This is a genomic window from Corynebacterium sp. sy017 (genome assembly GCF_017918135.1).
Classification (GTDB): Bacteria; Actinomycetota; Actinomycetes; order Mycobacteriales; family Mycobacteriaceae; genus Corynebacterium.
This window is the reverse complement of the sequence record NZ_RZUE01000003.1, coordinates 219,780-234,651: the sequence shown is the minus strand read 5'-3', so window position 1 is coordinate 234,651 and position 14,872 is coordinate 219,780. Positions and strand designations below refer to the sequence as shown.

The 14,872-nt window shown below is 48.9% G+C and carries 11 protein-coding genes and 1 tRNA gene; 7 read left to right on the top strand and 5 right to left on the bottom strand.

Annotated elements, in window-relative coordinates:
- Positions 1–20 precede the first annotated feature (20 nt).
- The 5 genes from EML15_RS07585 (at position 21) to EML15_RS07565 (ending at position 4,151) form a co-directional block, all read left to right on the top strand.
- Entirely contained in the window at positions 21–806 is a 786-nt protein-coding gene (locus tag EML15_RS07585; protein ID WP_144274566.1) for a (Fe-S)-binding protein, read from the top strand.
- Positions 803–2,305 (top strand): LutB/LldF family L-lactate oxidation iron-sulfur protein, encoded by a 1,503-nt coding sequence (locus EML15_RS07580; RefSeq protein ID WP_144274564.1) that lies wholly within the window; start codon positions 803–805, stop codon positions 2,303–2,305. Before EML15_RS07585 ends, EML15_RS07580 begins: the two co-directional genes overlap by 4 nt.
- Complete coding sequence (locus tag EML15_RS07575; protein ID WP_144274562.1) at positions 2,305–2,928, top strand: LUD domain-containing protein; 624 nt, start codon at positions 2,305–2,307, stop codon at positions 2,926–2,928. The genes EML15_RS07580 and EML15_RS07575 overlap by 1 nt, the downstream gene beginning before the upstream one ends.
- Positions 2,929–2,996: 68 nt before the next feature.
- Positions 2,997–3,069 (top strand) — tRNA-Arg (locus EML15_RS07570).
- 92 nt (positions 3,070–3,161) lie between these two features.
- The gene (locus EML15_RS07565) at positions 3,162–4,151 is read left to right on the top strand and encodes an HNH endonuclease signature motif containing protein (RefSeq protein ID WP_185967214.1); all 990 of its coding nucleotides are present in this window, start codon (positions 3,162–3,164) and stop codon (positions 4,149–4,151) included.
- A 34-nt stretch (positions 4,152–4,185) separates the two neighbouring features.
- Here EML15_RS07565 and EML15_RS07560 read toward each other — a convergent pair whose 3' ends face one another.
- From EML15_RS07560 to EML15_RS07540, 5 genes are all read right to left on the bottom strand, one after another.
- Entirely contained in the window at positions 4,186–4,656 is a 471-nt protein-coding gene (locus EML15_RS07560; RefSeq protein WP_144274558.1) for a MarR family winged helix-turn-helix transcriptional regulator, read from the bottom strand.
- A 25-nt stretch (positions 4,657–4,681) separates the two neighbouring features.
- Positions 4,682–7,318: an AAA family ATPase gene (locus EML15_RS07555; RefSeq protein WP_144274556.1), complete on the bottom strand. Its 2,637-nt coding sequence runs from the start codon at positions 7,316–7,318 to the stop codon at positions 4,682–4,684.
- Between the two features lie 8 nt (positions 7,319–7,326).
- Complete coding sequence (locus EML15_RS07550; protein ID WP_144274554.1) at positions 7,327–8,565, bottom strand: metallophosphoesterase; 1,239 nt, start codon at positions 8,563–8,565, stop codon at positions 7,327–7,329.
- 75 nt (positions 8,566–8,640) lie between these two features.
- Positions 8,641–9,420 carry an SWIM zinc finger family protein gene (locus tag EML15_RS07545; RefSeq protein WP_144274553.1) on the bottom strand — a complete coding sequence of 260 codons (780 nt, stop codon included), beginning with the start codon at positions 9,418–9,420 and terminating at the stop codon, positions 8,641–8,643.
- Complete coding sequence (locus EML15_RS07540; RefSeq protein WP_144274551.1) at positions 9,413–12,499, bottom strand: DEAD/DEAH box helicase; 3,087 nt, start codon at positions 12,497–12,499, stop codon at positions 9,413–9,415. Before EML15_RS07540 ends, EML15_RS07545 begins: the two co-directional genes overlap by 8 nt.
- Before the next feature lie 115 nt (positions 12,500–12,614).
- Here EML15_RS07540 and putP point away from each other — a divergent pair, with 115 nt between their 5' ends.
- Together putP and EML15_RS07530 are read left to right on the top strand one after the other, a co-directional pair.
- On the top strand, positions 12,615–14,186 hold the full coding sequence (gene putP / locus EML15_RS07535; protein ID WP_144274549.1) for a sodium/proline symporter PutP: 1,572 nt from the start codon (positions 12,615–12,617) through the stop codon (positions 14,184–14,186).
- A 40-nt stretch (positions 14,187–14,226) separates the two neighbouring features.
- Positions 14,227–14,853, top strand: coding sequence for an HNH endonuclease family protein (locus EML15_RS07530; RefSeq protein WP_144274547.1), 627 nt, complete (start codon positions 14,227–14,229; stop codon positions 14,851–14,853).
- Positions 14,854–14,872 lie beyond the last annotated feature (19 nt).

Below are 14,872 nucleotides of genomic sequence, written 5' to 3'. Positions count from 1 at the left end.
TCTACCCAAGGAACTCGCCCATGAAAGTTGCACTCTTTTCTACGTGCATTGGAGACGCACTCTTCCCCGACGCGTCCAAAGCCACTGCAGTGATTTTATCAAGACTCGGCTGTGAAGTAATTTTCCCGCAAGAACAAACCTGCTGCGGACAAATGCATATCAACTCAGGCTATCAAAAAGAAACCACAGCATTCATTAAAAACTATGTCGAAGCATTTTCCGATAACTCCATTGATTATGTCGTAGCACCCTCCGGATCCTGCGTCGGAACAGTCAGAGAACAACATGAACGCGTTGCCCGTCGTTATGGTACTCAAGCCTTAGCCGACGGTGCGAAAACCACAAGCGCGAAAACATATGATTTGCCTGAATTTCTGATAGATGTTTTAGAAACTGACCAACTCGGCGCATTCTTCCCACACAAAGTCACCTACCACCCCTCCTGCCATGGATTACGGTTTATCAAACTAGGAGATCGCCCCTATCGACTACTAAAGAACGTCGAAGGCTTAGAACTCATCGACTTGCCCAATAGCGAAGAATGTTGCGGTTTTGGCGGCACATTCGCCCTCAAAAATGCAGCAACCTCAGCAGCAATGGTCACAGATAAAACCAGAAATATCGAAAGCACCGGAGCTGAATATATTACTGGGGGCGACTCCTCCTGCCTCATGAATATCGCCGGAGCACTCTCACGCAAACGTGCAGGAATTCGCGCAGTGCATATCGCAGAAATTTTAGCCTCAACCAAAAAACACCCGCTCAGCCCCACTTCTGCCATCTATAGCAAAGAGGATATGCTATGAAAATCTCCCTCGGCTCACCCACCATGCCACCACGTGCCTCTGAAAACAGTGAACTACGCTCCGAACACAACTTTGTATATGCCGCACAAACTGGTTTGAGCAATGCTACACAACGAGCAAACCTCAAGAAAGCCACCACGACTATTCGCGATAAGCGCCTGCGCGTCACCAATGAAAAAGAAGATTGGGAGCAACTTCGCCAAGCTGGCTCGGATATTAAACGTGATGTTGGAGCACGCTTAGACGAACTACTCCTCCAATTCGAGCATGCCGTTACCCAACGAGGCGGGCACGTACACTGGGCACGGGATGGGCAAGAAGCCTGCGAGATTATCACACGCTTAGTGCAAGAAACCGGTCAACGCGACGTCGTGAAAATTAAGTCAATGGCCACAATGGAAATTGGACTTAACTCGCACCTCGAACAAGCAGGAATTAGCGCCCAAGAAACCGATCTGGCAGAACTCATCGTACAACTTGGCGACGATAAACCCTCACATATTCTCGTACCAGCCATACACCGCAACCGCGCAGAAATACGTGACATCTTCCTAAAGAAAATGCCACACACTGACGACTCCTTATCCACCAACCCGACTGATCTAGCCGAAGCATCACGAGTGTTCTTAAGAGAACAATTCATGAAAGCCAAAGTAGCCATCTCTGGCGCAAACTTTGGCGTAGCAGAAACCGGAACCATCACCATCATGGAATCCGAAGGCAACGGTCGAATGTGCTTGACCCTGCCAGAAACACTCATCACAGTCATGGGAATCGAAAAAATCGTACCCACTTTCCGCGACCTTGAAGTATTTTTGCAATTGCTCCCCCGATCGTCGACGGGCGAAAGACAAGCACCCTATGTTTCCACATGGTCAGGCGTAACCAAAGGCGACGGACCACAAAACTTTCACATTGTTCTTGTTGACAACGGTCGAACTGCCGTACTAGCAGATGAAATCGGGCGCGAAGCACTCAAATGCATACGCTGCTCCGCCTGCCTCAACGTCTGCCCAGTCTATGAACGCGCAGGTGGGCACGCCTATGGCTCTACCTACCCAGGTCCAATTGGAGCCATCCTCACCCCACAACTGACTGGCATACACGATAAACATGATCCCAGCGCCTACCTACCCTACGCATCATCCCTATGCGGACGCTGCAATGAAGTATGCCCAGTGAAAATTCCGTTCACAGACATCCTATTAGAACTCCGGCACCAAAAAATCGAAAAAGACAAGCCAAAAATTGAAGGTTCACTCATGGGCATCATGCAACTAACTTGGGGAAATGCCAAAGCATGGGACACTGTCTCCCGCATGGTTTCGCTCGGGCGAATTCTCGGCTGGCGCTCACAGAAAATAACACACCTCCCCAGTTTTCTATCCGGCTGGACCGATAACAGAGACGTTGCATTACCCCCACGCGCCACATTCCGACAATGGTTCGAGACTCAACAAGCCCAAGAGCTACTGCGTACTGAAACAAAGGAAGCATAATGGATGCCAAAACCGAAATTTTGCAGCGAATACGCAATGCCAACGCACTCGCCCATGCCCAACCGACAACTATCGCGCGTAACTATACTCATAGCAGTACGCTGCCTAGTGAACAATTACGCGAACTACTCATCGAGCGACTCGTAGACTATAAAGCACAAGTTGTTCGCAGCGGCGTCGACAAGCTCCCACAGCACCTTACGCGCCTGCTTCACGAACGCAATGCACACAACATACGCTACGCACCAGGACTAGACCCAACGCTTTTTGCAGACTTTGATGGCGTCGCCAAGCCCGATGACCCCGCCACAGATCCACGTTTGCTTAACGACGTAGATGCAGTGGTCACCGACTCGCATTCAGCCTCAGCGCAAACAGGCACAATCTGCTTAGAATCAGGCTCCATCTGCGGCAGGCGAGCACTGACCTTAGTTCCCGACTGCCACATATGCATCGTGCGCATGGACAATGTGGTTTATGGTGTTCCCGAATTACTCAGTCGACTCAACCCCAATGTGCCTAACACCATGATTTCTGGACCATCGGCCACCTCAGATATTGAACTCAACCGCGTCGAAGGTGTGCATGGGCCGCGTACTCTCATCTGCATCATTGTCGACTAGAGCTAAGCGTTTATGTTTCTGCTACAGCAAGGTGATAGAATAACCGGCGTTATTCTTTGATAACGCCCGTCTCCGTAGCTCAGTGGATAGAGTATTGGTTTCCGGTACCAAGGGTCGCAGGTTCGAATCCTGTCGGGGACACCGATGTGGATAACTCAAGTATGAATGCGAGTTATCCACAGCCTTGTGTTGAGGCTCTTTTATTGAATACGCCAATCAGTTACAGTATGCCCATGACGCTGTTGCATACTTACCTCCAGGCTCACGCCCAAGGCATAGCCCTGGTTGAAGCAGCATCACAGCTAGAAGAAAAAGACTTAACCGCCCTGGGGGCAGATCTCACCACCACCAAAAACTTGCTTGCACTGGCCAAAATCTATTTCGGCGATACGTCCTTTAGCCAGTACCAAACCCAGTGCATTGGCACTAGCCACAATCTAACCACCCTACTCGCCATCGAACGTTACGTATCAAGGATAAAAACCACACGGAATCAATGGGTACTGCGCGTAAAACTCTGCCAGACCCCAGAGCAGCATATTGCACACGTGGCAAAGCAATACATGCCCTCTACCACGCCCAAAGAAGGTATAAGGATTAGACGCAGAGATAATGGAGCGCCCATGACAGTGTCACTGACCGGGGCATCCACCATTCTGTCGGACTTTGTCAGCGCACTTGATGCTGATCAACCCATCGCTTCACTCAATGCACTGCTATCCGGTAATGCAGTACGCCCACAGACACAAACCCATATCATTATCCCACTAGACAAACTAGACAAAGTTACACAGGGCGATAATGACGTTATCGTGCATACTTCCCACGGCGCTACCATGACTGGGGCAGAATTCGTACAGCGAACACTAGAAGATGAAGGTTTCGCCACTCTGGTATCGCCAGTGCAAGGCGCAATAAATCTTTACCGTACCCGCAGATTCGCATCAACAAAGCAACGCATCATGCTCCAAGCACAATCGCACAGCTGTGCTTGGCCAGGATGTCGAAAGCCCATCGACAAGTGCCAACCCCATCACATCGTGGCATGGAAATACGGTGGCAACACCAACATAGATAACCTTGTGCCGTTATGTCCGTATCACAACGGAATCAACGACGACTATGCAGCGGCTCACAACTCAATTTCCACTAGACGCGGTTGGGTAACCAAACACAAAGGAAAACCGACCTGGAGCCCGCCCCAAACCATAACAAGAAACTGACCTCACAGACTCTGCACAAAACTGCAAGAGTCTCTCACGCATGCACAATTGCGCTGAGAAAATTGCTGATCGCCTCCTGGTCTTTGCGCTCTAAACGGTCAAATACGAGGCGTCGCACAGTTTCGACATGCTCAGGAACAGCACGGATGAGTCTTCTCTTTCCATTTTCTTCCAACACAATGCAAATTCCTCTGGCGTCTTTTTCGCATTTGTGTTTTGAGAGCAAACCTTTGCGCTCCATCCGCGTTACCTGATGAGAAGCACGACTGCGATCCCATCCCAAAATATCGCATAGTTCGCGTAGCCGTAGCGACTCCCCAGGGGCTTCAGATAGGCACACGAGCACAGCATACTCTGCAGAGCTAAGCCCTTCTGATTCCTGAAGTGACGCATCTATCGTGCGCTCGATTTTGTTGTTGGCGGCCAAAAGCAACCGCCAAAACTTTTGCTCGTCGTCGCTTAGCCAACGTGGCTCGAAAGGATAATCAGAAAGGCTCGTATTCACCCTTTTACTGTAGTCCTTGAAAGTTTTAGCACAAAATATCCTCCATCGGATATTCTTTCCGATTCGCTACGCTAGCAAAGCGATCAGGCATACAGGTCAGGATAAAGACTTGGGTGTTCTTTGCGACCTCGGAAATAACCACGCCCATGGCCTTAAGGCGTTGAGCGTCAGAAGCTCCGAGGAGGTCATCCATGAAAATTGGGGTTTCTTCCTCGGCTGCCAGCTGAGCTATGGCAAAACGCATAATAAGCGCTAGCTGTTCTTGCGCACCGCCGGATAGTTCCTTGGAATCAATGACCGTGCCGCCAAGTACGCGCCCTTGTATTTGTAGGCCTTCGTTGATCTCAAAGGACACGTCTTTGCCAAAAATTGGTTTCGCCAACTGCACAAGCTGTTTGAGCAAAGGCTCTTGATATTTCTTCTGCGCCGCTTCGCGATGCGTTTTAAGCGTAGTGTAGAGCAGCCGTATGGCTTCTGCCCGCTGCACCACCGCGTTATAGCTCATCATTGCCCGGTTCTTTTGTGCAAAAGCATCGTTAAGCTTTTCCGAAACGCCTTCAGCAAAAGCAATAATTCCTTTGAGCTCCTTGAGTTTGCTGTCCGCGTCGTTAAGCGATTTTTCTGCATTAGCAACAATGTTCTGCGCGGCCTGCAACTCAAAATTCAAGGACTCGATATCCAACTTTTCAAGCTGTTGCGCTAATTCTTGCAACCGCACAGCATGCTTCTCGACGCTCTCCTCAGCTTTTATTCGACGCTTAGCGAGCTCTTCATCACTCACCGTTTCGCGACTTCGCGCCAACTTTGCGCATTCACGTTCTAACTGCTGTGTCAAAGAATCAATGAGCACTTGCTTGCGGGCAATGTCATTGCCAAGCGCAATGACAGCGTCCTTACTCGATATCTCGCCTTGCAGTTTTTCTTCTCTGCGTAAGCATTCTTCTTCTGCAGCCCTGAGTTGCTCAAGGTCGTCAACTTCAGCCTGAGCTATTTCGTCGGCAGAAAACTGCTGCATTTGGCTTTCTTTTTCTAATTGCCACACACGCTGAGTAAGCTCGTCCACTTTGCGCTTACCAAGCACTTTGTCGCGTTGTTGTGTCAGATCAGTCTTGGTTTTCTCCCATGCAATCGTTGCTTCGCGTATCTGCTCGGCTTCTGCCCAACTATGACATTCAAGTTCCTGCACAACCCTGTGGAGTTTTTGTTGTGCCTGCTCTAGAGCGTCGAGAGCATCTGCTGCTCCAGGTTTCACACTCAACGACACATCAGCAATCGTGAAAGTTTTTTCTTCTTTCAGAGTTATGGTCGTCGGCTGTGCCCCAATTTGCTGCTGCTCATCATCCACCTGAATCAAGGTATCGTGAGCAGCACTGATACTCACCGATGTGGCTTTACTAGCAAAAACAAGCTCTGCCATCTCCACATCGCGACGTGCCTGCTGCACTCGATCAAAATCGGTGGCACTCATTGTGCGTGATGGTTGTTGCTGCTGTAATTGCTCATCCAACTTCGCTATCTGTGCTAGGTCTTGCTGCACCTCAGTCAGCTCACGACCAGCCTGTATTTTACCCACGAGTTGTATGCGTTTCCTGAGCTCATTGCGTTGAGCACGACATGACCCTAGTTCTTCTTTGAGCTGCTCTTGTTCTTGTTGCAGCTGCGCTAACTTAGGCACCAAGGGTTCGATCTCTTGTTTTTCTTTGAGAAGCTGCTGTTGCTTTTCTTCGATTTCTTGTATCTGCTCTCGACGCTTGTCCTCGCGCTCTTTGGCATTGTCAAGCGCTTCCTCTAGGTCGTGATGCTGCTCTTGCACCTGACCATATTCTGCTTGAGCTGTTTCTACCTCTTCCCATTGCTTCTGTAACTGCGTGAGCGACTGTCTTTTTTGTGGTAATTCCTTTTCTATTTCCAGAATACGCTGTTCAATTTTTGCGTACTCTTTCAGTGTATGCTCATATTCCTGGTACTTTTTCTGGGCTTCTTCATAACGAGAAACCGCTTCTTCTTTCGCATGAGTCACTCGATGGAAAGGACTGTTTTTGGACGTGGAGTATTTCCCAAGGGCATTGAAATAGTAGGAATAGTCTTGCTCCACCTGCGTTATGAGGTCACTGCCTAAATCGGTGTCTATGCTGCCGGATACTGTGTCGAGAGCTGACTCTACTGCTTTAATATCGCCAATTCCCAGCTTGGAAAAATCAGTTTTCTGCTTTGCACCAAACTCCGAACTCACAAATAATTCTGCGCCCTGCTCGATAAACAAAGTGCCATATAAGGATTTGTCAAGATTGTCATTGATGATTTCTTCTAGACGAGCGTCAGCATCACGGCCCGTAAGCTGTTCTTTCTTCGGTGCAAGAATATCGAGGTGAGAGGATTTACCTTTCAGCCAACGCTTTCTGACCTTCAACTCATAGCTACCAATGCTGCAGTACAGTTCTACTTCCGGCCCCACGTCTTTAAGCTTTGGTTGTGTTGCTTTGATGTCTTGGGTATTCGCACCATGTTTCAGGTTCAGCACATTGCGGACAGCTTCCATAATGGTTGATTTACCCATCTCATTTTCACCGCTGATGAGAATGACACCCCGCTCAGGTAAATCGTCGAGCTGCGCGTGTTCAATACCACGGTAATTTTTGATCTCAATGCTATGTATTTTCATTGTTTCTCTTAATTCCTCTTATTTTTGTCGCTCATGGCATAACGGTAGAACAGGTTTAAGGCATCGTCGATAGTTTGCGCTTGGTCTAAGTCTTGCGGATTCAACTCAGCAATCTCTTCGTCTTCTGTGCTTTCTTCTTCTACGTCATCTTTTTCTTTCCGAGGAAGTTGTTGACTGCGCTCCACTAATTCTTGAAAACTGGTGTAGACGAAACCACTAAGCCCAAGCGCATCCAAATCAGGTTTCACCACAAGATTCATCAAGCGATCATGCTTCATCAACGCTGCAAAAACCGGTTCAAGCGCGGCAAGTTCCGCCTCAAGATAAGCCTTTGTTTGCGAGTCAGCTACCCCCACCAGCGCATACTTAATCACAGTGTTCTTTTTCTCTGGATACGCCTCCAGCCTAGCGATAAACTCCTGAGCATCTCCTAGCGAGTTAATCTCTGCCCGAAGTTGCTCAAAAAACCATACCCCCACTGGGATAGTCTCCACCTCTATATGCTGCTTATCGACGCTGACCACAAGCACATTGCCGGAATTATTCTCCCCACCATCTGTATCAATTTTGTGGAAATCCGTTGTTTCTGGCGAACCTGAAAACCATACCCTACCTGCTTTATCAAGCTGTTTTGTGGAGTGAGTATCCCCCAAACCTAGATAATCAATCACGCCAGCAGCAATTTTGTTGTTGACATTATCTAAGTCAATAGCATCCAAATCATCATGCCCTTGGTAGCCCGGTGGCTGCCCATGCCCCACCGCAATCCTGACATAATCAACAGGCTCCAAAGGCGCCAAAGCCTCAGCCACTAAATCCCTCGTCGCCTCCTTGGCATATAAAGGTGCACCAATGATCTCTACTTTTTCACCACTCGCAGCTGTGGCTTCTAGTGGTTTCCCTGCTTCGAGAATATAAATGTTGGCACTGTTTTCAGCCAAGTGCGGAAAATAAGAATGCGCATCTAAAGGATCATGGTTACCCGCTAAAAGATAAATCGGGGTGTCCTTGGCTACTCGATAAAGCTCCTCAGCTGCACGGCTAAAGGTTTGTTCGCTCAAAGCATTCCCGTCGAAAATGTCGCCGGCAGCGATAATGAAATCGCAGTCATGTTCTTTTGCCACTTTGCCTAAACGACGAATGGCCTCGACACGATCACCGTCGAATCGCGCTTGGGCTTCGCCTTCTAGAAACCAACGCGTCATACCAATCTGAAAATCTGATGTGTGTAAAAACCTTATACTCATGGTTTAAGGTCTAACACACAACTACGTCCCCAGCTATGCGAGAATAGAAAATATGAGCGAAATGAGCAAAAATACTCAGTCTTCGACGTCGTGCACAAGAAAATCATACATATCTTCGATATCTGCCACGGCACGTAACTCATCGATGCTGGTGTAAGAGAGCATGCGCATTGCTTTATGTAGGAGGCTAAGGTCGGAATCATTCAGTGCAGGTGCACTTTTTGGCTGCGGCAGTTCAGGTAGTTCATGCCCAGACCAAAAGCTGTCATTCACCTCTGGGGTATCAGTTTTCTTCGGTGTGGATTGCTCCACAATAGATACCTCACGGAATTCCAGAAACCGTTTAAGGTCTGTTTCCCATGTTTGGGTAATGGTGTGCAGCACAGCGATAATGTGTTTACAGCAATAACTCTTATCGGGGCAATCGCAACTCAGAGCCATGTTTTCGTCATCACGACACAGCATGAGTTCTAATATCTCGCGAGGCAGACGACTCGTTTTTCGTGGTCTTTCCTGCATAATTTCGCTTATGCGTGCTCTATCTTGCGCATGACGTTGGGGGAAGCGAATGTGCACTGTAAAAGGAATGTTTTGCGATCCTATCACCTGAGCACTAATCGCACCACGCTGTGCTTGCATACTCAGCACACTGCCCTGGCGAGCATATGTGCGTCCACGCGCCACCCTTCGCGAATCTGTCAGTTGTGTGATAAGAGAATTGACAAAACTACCAATGGTTTGTGCGTCTTCCTGGTGCACGCGTGTTGGTTGAGCTGACTCGGGGGTGTCTTTGGGAGCACCAAAGTTCGCATAGATGACATTGCCCACGCTTACTCGCTTGGTTTTCTTAGCCATCGTTCTCCTCTGCTTGTGCACTATCGCGATAACTTATGAGCATTTCTAGTTCCTGAGTAGACAGCTCAGTGAGCCAGCCTTCCCCTTCACCCACGACAGCACCAGCAAGCTGCATTTTGCCTTCAATAATGTCTTGGATTGATTCTTCTAAAGTCCCTACCGTCACCATCTTATAAACCGTGACATTTTTGCGTTGTCCGATCCGAAAGGCACGGTCAGTAGCCTGATTTTCCACCGCTGGATTCCACCAGCGATCCATATGAATTACCATGGACGCAGCGGTTAAGTTTAGCCCCGTGCCACCAGCTTTGAGCGATAGCACCATCACTGGCGGTCCGTCGTCCCGCTGGAAGTTTTCCAACAGCCGATCACGACCTATTTTGCTCACCCCACCGTGTAGAAAAGGAATCGGTTGATCGAAATAATCACTGAGGTAGGAGGCGAGGATGTCGCCAAAAGCACGGTATTGGGTAAAAATCAACACTCGCTGCTGTGTTTCTTGCGCCATCGACACCAAGCGCATAAGCTCAGCAGTCTTTCCAGAACGATGCTGGGCGCGCAGCATAAAACTTGAATTGTCACCCAAAAAATGTGCCGGATGGTTACAAATTTGTTTGATTCTGGTCAAAGCTGACAACACTACCCCGCGACGCGCAATCCCTTCAGACTCCTGTAATAGTTTCTTGATTTGCTCAACATACGAGGTATAGAGTGCAGTTTGCTCAGCGGTCATTTTCACGCTCAGCACAATCTCTGATTTCTCCGGAAGGTCACTAATAATGGCGGTATCTGTTTTTAATCTGCGCAAAATAAACGGTGCCGTCAAGGCTTTTAAGCGTTGCGTCATAACTTCGTCGTGATGGCGTTCAATCGCACGCGCAAAGTGATTGATGAAAAACGACGCTGACCCCAAAATTCCTGGGTTACAGAAATCTAAAATGGATCGTAATTCAGTGAGTTTGTTTTCAATCGGTGTACCCGTTAAAGCTATACGATGTCGTGCTGGTATGGCGCGCACAGCACGTGCTACTTTCGTACTCGAGTTTTTAATCTGCTGCGCCTCATCAACGACCACCCGCTCCCACTCAATCTGCGCAAATTGCGCATAATCTCGAGTAACTGTGCCATAGCTGCTAATCACCAAATCAGCGTTCGACGCCTGATCGATAAACTCCTCATCTCGTTTACGCGAGGCACCATGCTGTACTACCACGCGAAACTCAGGAACGAACTTGTGCACTTCACGCTGCCAATTACCCACTACCGATGTCGGGGCAATAATAAGCGTCGGGCGACGCTCCTGCCTCGCTTTTGCACAACGCTCCACCGCCTCAAGTGCCAATAGCTGCAGTGTTTTTCCCAGCCCCATATCATCAGCCAGAATCGCACCAAGATTATTCGCGCTCATCCAATGCAACCAGTCAACCCCTCGACGCTGATAATCACGCAAATCTGCCTGCACAATGTCAGGGATCGGTACTCTCACCGGCGCGGGGGTATCAAAAGCTGCTACGCCACCAGCAAGTTGCACTGCCCATTGGTCACCACTAAAGGCAATGGGCTGCTCGCTACGCAAAGACACCTCACGCAAATCCGCAATTGTTACTGCCCCAGCGCGCTCATTGGACTGCGCTAATTGTTGTTCGAGTTGAGCAACGACACCAGCCCAATGCTGCTGCTCAGCGCTACCGGGAGCCGCTAGCTCAGCGTGCATCTTTGCTTCTGCTAGATCGGCAAGCAATTTTTTCTTAGAGCTTTGTGCCAATTGCTGCATATATTGGTTGATCTTTTTGACAGTGACAGTATCTGCTACCACCCATTTTCCTTGTAGCTCAATCAAACCCGATTTAGAGTTGATTAATTGGCGCATCTGCATTTCATCGAGGTTGATATCGTCGATGGATATTTTCCAGTCATACTCGATGATCTTGTCCAGCCCAATCTGGGATTGGGCAACATTATCTGCAGTTTTTACTGAAATTGCTGCTTTCGTCTGCCCCATAGACCATGCCTTAGGCAGCAGGACACTAAAACCACGTTTTCGTAGCTGGGCGACGTCGTGAGCAAGGAATTGCCCCATCTGTTCCATGCTGAGGTAGCAATCCCATTGCCCGGCACCGTCCAGGGAGGCTAATTCGTCGCGCATATGTTGAGCAGGTTCAGACAGTGTTGCATCGCTGGCGAGAGTGGGTGCAGCAATGAATAATTCTTGTTTGAGAGCATGAAGCCGCTCCCGAGTGAATCGATCCACAGCGCTTAGATCAATAGGAATGGGTGTATCAGTGCCGGAGCGCACGCGTAGTCGAATAGCCCACACCATATCTTGTGGGTCGCAGTGTTGGAACTGCTCGCTATCTTTGGGCGGTTCTTCGGCTATAACGACTAATTGGGCATCAGAGGCAGTAATGGAATCCCGCCATGCGTTTAAGGCTGATACCACTGACACGGTGCTCAATGATATTGGCTTGGACTCTAACAGGGCTTTGGTAAAATTATGCAGCGGCGTCGCACGTGTTTTTTGTGCAAAAGGCGTCAAAAATGAGTTCACGATCCAATGACTTAGTTCCTGAGCCATCTCGTGAGCTAAATCTGTGCTTGAGTTGCGTAATAGTACACCTGGGGCTGCCGTATTCATTTGGACTAGCCAAGCGTTTTCTTTGAGTCCCGTAGTAAGCTGCCACATGGGAAACCAGCGAGTGTCATGAAACGATAGTCGTAAACTTAGTCGACCTGCACGCACGAATTGACGCGTACCGCGGTAAAGATGAATCATCCACCGCAAATCCGACGCGATACTCGCCCACTGTGGCTCTAATTGGGACAAAATTTCCACAGCTTGCTGCGGCGCATAAGCAATAGTAGGAACGTGTAATTTCACCATTCGCCCTTTGGGGGTCATCAGTTCCATAGGAACCCGATGGTTAAACTTACGCCCCGATAGTGCAGCTGCGAGGACTGGTGATAATACTCCGTCTGGTACATCAGCAGGTGCCACAATGCGATGTCCTTCCACCTGTTCTATCCATAAATGCATACCGCTATCTCTGCGCCATAGCCCATGAATAAGGTGAGAAGTCATTCTTATCACTTTAGCTCAGCGCATACTACGCCGCTACAGCGACAAACTTCACAAGGTCGCACGGTTTTGTTAGGCTCCAAAGAACACTGTTGTTCATTTTTAAGAAGGAGGGCACATGAGCGAACACACCTGGTTCATCGTGGCCATCATCATTTATATGGCGACGATGCTCGCCATAGGTTACTGGAGCTACCGCCAAACTAGTGAATATGATGATTATGTCTTAGCTGGTCGTGGGCTTAACCCATTTGTTGCTGCACTATCAGCAGGTGCTTCTGATATGTCAGGATGGCTCCTCATGGGGCTACCTGGTGCGCTTTTTGTGACCGGTATGTCAGAACTCTGGATTGCTATTGGGTTGCTTATTGGTTGTTGGGCTAACTGGAAGTGGGTTGCGCCACGGTTGCGTGCCTATTCCGAGGTTGCTGACGACTCCATCACTATCCCTAGTTTCTTCGAGAACAGGCTTAAGGACAATTCGCATATTCTGCGTATTGCCAGTTCAGTTATCATTATTGTGTTCTTTACGTTCTATGTTTCCTCTGGCATGGTGTCGGGCGGAAAATATTTTGAGTCCACATTTGGTGCCAATTACATCGACGGTATGCTCATTGTGGCGGTCATTACCGTTGCATATACGTTTATTGGTGGTTTCCTTGCCGTGAGCTATACCGACGCTGTCCAGGGCAGCCTCATGTTCATTTCTTTGGTTATTGTGCCAGTGTTTGCTTTATTCTATCTCGACGACCCCAGCAGCATTTGGACGTGGGCAACGGAACATGACTATGGTCCTTATACCGAAGGCATCGGCAACCCTCAGTATTTTTCCATGATTTCTGGTGTCTCTGCAGCCACAATCATTGGTAATCTTGCTTGGGGTCTGGGCTATTTTGGGCAACCGCATATTATCGTCCGCTTTATGGCTTTGCGCACGCCTGCCGACGCTAAGCAAGGTCGTCTCATCGGCGTGGGTTGGATGCTGCTGTCTATTGTTGGTGCGATTTTCGTCGCAATTGTCGGTACGGCGTTCTTTGGACAAAATGAGCAATTCAGTATCTCTGACCAGACAGCTTTCGAGACAATCTTCCTCGACATGGGCAAAATTTTGTTCCACCCACTTATCGCGGGCTTGATTCTTACTGCGGTGTTGGCAGCAATTATGTCTACTATTTCTTCGCAACTGCTCGTTACTTCAAGCTCATTGATTGAAGATATTTTTAAGTTGTTTAAGAAAGAAAAACTTAAAGAAAATGTCCTGATTAACCTTTCGCGTACTGCGGTTGTTGCGGTCGCTGTGGTAGCGGGTGTTCTTGCCCTCCACCCGTCTGATTCCATCCTGGGTCTTGTGAGTTTCGCCTGGGCAGGTTTTGGTTCTGCTTTTGGACCACTGGTGCTGTTTATGCTCTATTGGCGCCGCCTCAATACCCCAGGTGCTGTAGCAGGTATGCTTACTGGCGCAGTCGTATCGTATGCGTGGGGATCTTCTGCTCTTGCTGATGACCTTTATGCGATGGTTCCTGGTTTCCTTTCCGCTACTGTTGTTACCGTTGCTGTTTCGTTGCTTACGGCTCCTCCACGAAGCGAAGTCACTGATACTTTTGATACTGCAGTACGGGTCAGTACGGTTGCAGCTCAAAACCCACATACGGATATCGCTGATATCACTGAAACAGCACTAAAGTCCTAATCTTGGGAACCGTGTGGCGTCGTGTGGAGTCTAAGAATCCATGCGACGTCTTTTTGTATTTCTTAGCGCGCTTAGCATAGCGCTACTGTGTTATTCATTGCCCAAAGAGCGACCTCACCCAGCATTGTATGAACTAAGCGCTGGAGCTGCTCGCGTAAAAGTTCCAGGTTATAGTCGGGAAGAATTTGGTGGTGGTTGGGCTACTGCAGCTCATAGTTCGTGTTCAATGCGCGTGGTTGTCATCCAGGCAGCACAAAACAAGCGAGATCAGAACTGCAAACTGGCTGATGCTACATTTAGCGATCCTTATTCTGGCCGTCTCATCGGCCCTCGTGGTCATGGTGAACCAATCGAGATTGATCATGTAATCCCGCTGTCGGCTGCTTGGGATTTGGGGGCATATCGGTGGACGGCTGCCCAGCGCAAAGAGTTCGCCAATGATCCGCTTAATCTCATTGCGGTATCGAAGCAGCAGAATCAAGAGAAATCAGATCAATTACCGTCGCAGTGGTTACCGTCGAAAGCGAAAAATCGCTGTTGGTACGTGGGTCGGGTGGCTCAAGTTGCCGTGCGTTACCAGTTGGCGCTGCCCAGGAAAGATATTGCGGTGATGCGTAGACAATGCGCTGGGAAAATTATCATGTGGTGGGATAGGCTTAGAGGTTGAATTATATTTTCTAAGTTGA

Bases quoted from the DNA above. Each gene is read 5' to 3' on its own strand.
- EML15_RS07585 (WP_144274566.1), top strand. From the start codon at position 21: ATGAAAGTTGCACTCTTTTCTACGTGCATTGGAGACGCACTCTTCCCC.
- EML15_RS07575 (WP_144274562.1), top strand. From the start codon at position 2,305: ATGGATGCCAAAACCGAAATTTTGCAGCGAATACGCAATGCCAACGCA.
- putP (WP_144274549.1), top strand. From the start codon at position 12,615: ATGAGCGAACACACCTGGTTCATCGTGGCCATCATCATTTATATGGCG.
- EML15_RS07565 (WP_185967214.1), top strand. From the start codon at position 3,162: ATGACGCTGTTGCATACTTACCTCCAGGCTCACGCCCAAGGCATAGCC.
- EML15_RS07550 (WP_144274554.1), bottom strand. From the start codon at position 8,565: ATGAGTATAAGGTTTTTACACACATCAGATTTTCAGATTGGTATGACG.
- EML15_RS07580 (WP_144274564.1), top strand. From the start codon at position 803: ATGAAAATCTCCCTCGGCTCACCCACCATGCCACCACGTGCCTCTGAA.
- EML15_RS07540 (WP_144274551.1), bottom strand. From the start codon at position 12,499: ATGACTTCTCACCTTATTCATGGGCTATGGCGCAGAGATAGCGGTATG.
- EML15_RS07530 (WP_144274547.1), top strand. From the start codon at position 14,227: ATGCGACGTCTTTTTGTATTTCTTAGCGCGCTTAGCATAGCGCTACTG.
- EML15_RS07555 (WP_144274556.1), bottom strand. From the start codon at position 7,318: ATGAAAATACATAGCATTGAGATCAAAAATTACCGTGGTATTGAACAC.
- EML15_RS07545 (WP_144274553.1), bottom strand. From the start codon at position 9,420: ATGGCTAAGAAAACCAAGCGAGTAAGCGTGGGCAATGTCATCTATGCG.